Origin of the sequence: Acidovorax sp. HMWF018, assembly GCF_003061035.1 — a bacterium.
Lineage (GTDB): Bacteria > Pseudomonadota > Gammaproteobacteria > Burkholderiales > Burkholderiaceae_C > Acidovorax > Acidovorax delafieldii.
Genome location: NZ_QAIM01000032.1, coordinates 1 through 2,204, shown reverse-complemented (window position 1 = coordinate 2,204; position 2,204 = coordinate 1). Strand labels below are relative to the sequence as shown.

At 64.3% G+C, this 2,204-nt stretch carries 3 protein-coding genes; all 3 read right to left on the bottom strand.

Translation table 11 applies throughout. The features are described 5' to 3' along the window. Positions 1-101 precede the first annotated feature (101 nt). A complete protein-coding gene (locus DBR23_RS00940; protein ID WP_044396181.1) occupies positions 102-323 on the bottom strand; it encodes a DUF350 domain-containing protein in 222 nt (73 codons plus the stop codon). Positions 324-357: 34 nt separating this feature from the next. Next, positions 358-1,872 (bottom strand): DUF4178 domain-containing protein, encoded by a 1,515-nt coding sequence (locus tag DBR23_RS00935; RefSeq protein ID WP_108497008.1) that lies wholly within the window; start codon positions 1,870-1,872, stop codon positions 358-360. 114 nt (positions 1,873-1,986) lie between these two features. Next, on the bottom strand, positions 1,987-2,204 hold a 218-nt coding region (locus tag DBR23_RS00930; protein WP_146191180.1), incomplete at its 5' end, for an SHOCT domain-containing protein.

Below are 2,204 nucleotides of genomic sequence, written 5' to 3'. Positions count from 1 at the left end.
GGCTCGGTAGGGGACAAGGTGGGAGGCGACAAGGCGGCTGTCAGCGCACCCTGCGGGGTGCGCTGCTACGTTCATTCAGGCAATGGAGGCAAACAGGCGCGTCAATGAATGGCGGCCGCCACGATGATGCTGATGCCCAGGCACATCGCCGCCACCACCATGCCGAGGGCCTTGTTTTGCTTTTCCACAATTTCGCGCCACAGGTCGTAGGGCGTGATCTTGTCGATGATGATGAAGGCCGCCCAGAAGATGATGATGCCCATCAGGGCATACAGCAGCGTGCCGCCGATGGACAGGGGGTGAAGCCATTCGAATTTGGTCATGCTGTTCTCCGGTGAAATTCGGGTTGTTGCGAGGTTACTTGTGGCTGCCGCCCGACGAATATCCGCCGTACGAGCCCCCCGAGCTTCGGTAGCTGGAGGACGAGGAACAGTTTTCGACCCGGGGATCGCAGCTGGAGCAACGGCTGAGCAAGATGAGCAGGATCAGGATCACCACGGCGATGATGATGATGGTGCCGCAGCCCAGGCCGGATTTGGCCACGAACGGACCAGGGTCGTCGCGCTTCAGGACATCTTTCTTGTCGTCCAGCTTGAACGCCTTGGCCACCGTGTCGCTGGACAGCTTGTCTCCCGCAGACCAGGTGATTTCGTTCGGGCTCTGCTCCATCGACAGCAGGCCCTTGGCGCTCGCAAAGTCGCGGTTGGTGGTCTTCTGGCCGCGCGTGACCTGCCAGTAGAACTCGCCCAGCACATAGGTGGTCTCGGCCTCGTAGGTGTACTTGAGGTCGTACTTGGTGCCCATGTACGTGGCGGAGCGGCCCGTGGCCGCCATCTGCGGCGCGCCGGTGGTGGGGCGCACCATGCTCCAGCCTTCTTCGGAATCGACCAGGAACGCGAAGCCACGCTTCTGGTTGTAGAGCAGGTATTCGCTCCAGCCAAAGTGCTCGTCATCGCCGGGCTCCACGCCCATGCGGTGCTGAAAGCCCACCACCTGCCAGTGCACGCCCTGCAGCTGCCCCTTGCTGCCCAGCGGGATCAGGGGCTGGACGGGTTCGTCCTGCTCCGCCGAGCGCAACTCTCCGCCCACGCCACTGTCCAGGCTGATGATGCTGGCGCACGAGCCGCAGGTGATGCTCTTGGAGGTGGACAGCTGTACCTGCACCGGCGCACCGCAGTGCGGGCAGTTGAACTGGCGGCCTTTTTCGTCCTTGGCCGATTCGTCCTTCAGACCCTGCAGCTGCAGGTCTTCCAGGAGCACTGCCTTGCCACGCTCCACATTGGGCGGGGTGTGGCCGTAGTCGATGCTGACCACTTCGCCGTCGGCGCTGCGCAGCTCGACCATGCCAAAGGGCTGGCCCAGCGGCGGTAGTTTGGGCAGCTCGCCCTGGGCCGAGATCAGCTGTGCCTGGCCGGTGTAGGCCACGCTGTAGGGTTTGCCGTTGATGGCCGTGGTGGTGCCGATGCGAAAGCGCTCGGGCGCAGGCATCTCGCGGCCGGGGTCGATGGGCCGGGTGAAGACATAGGCACCGTTGTCTTCGCCCAGCGTGGCCAGCGTGCCGTCATTCAGGAAGGCCGCCCATTCGGTCCACACGCCCGCGTCGCCCTTGTATTGCAGGCGGCCGATGAGGGTGAAGGGAACGTCCTTGCCGTCGAGCTGGATGCGCCCGCTGGCCATGAGCTGCAACGGGCTGTGGTCGTCGAACAGCTCGGCCATCTTGCCCAGGCGCGTGAGCACGTCGCCACTGCGCACGACGGTGCTCTGGCAGTAGCCGCAGACGGCATGGGTGGACTGCGCGCTCTTGAACTCCACCGGCGCGCCACAGCCGGGGCAGGGCGCGCGGTAATAGCGCTGGGTGGGGTCGGTGACCATCGTGTGGAGTGTTCTGCCCGCGCCGCGCTAAACGGCTTTGAAGCCCTATTGGCCTCTAGCGCCTATCCCTCCAGCGCAAGCAGCTATTTTTATGATAGCAATTGATCCGATCGATCAGACGAGCTTCTTGAGCAGTTCGGCCTTCTTGGCGTCGAACTCTTCCTGCGTGAGGATGCCCTTGGACTTGAGCTCGCCCAGCTTCTCCAGCGTGGCCATCACGTCTTCGGGCTTGACGCCCACTGCAGCGGCCGCCGCTGCGGGCGCTGCCTGGGCGGCTGCGCCGCCGCCTTGCAGGCCCTGCTGCAGGTTCTGCGCCAGCACCTGGCCCAGCG

Excerpts from the sequence above, each read along its gene's own strand:
- DBR23_RS00940 (WP_044396181.1), bottom strand. The coding sequence starts at position 323 with ATGACCAAATTCGAATGGCTTCACCCCCTGTCCATCGGCGGCACGCTG.
- DBR23_RS00935 (WP_108497008.1), bottom strand. The coding sequence starts at position 1,872 with ATGGTCACCGACCCCACCCAGCGCTATTACCGCGCGCCCTGCCCCGGC.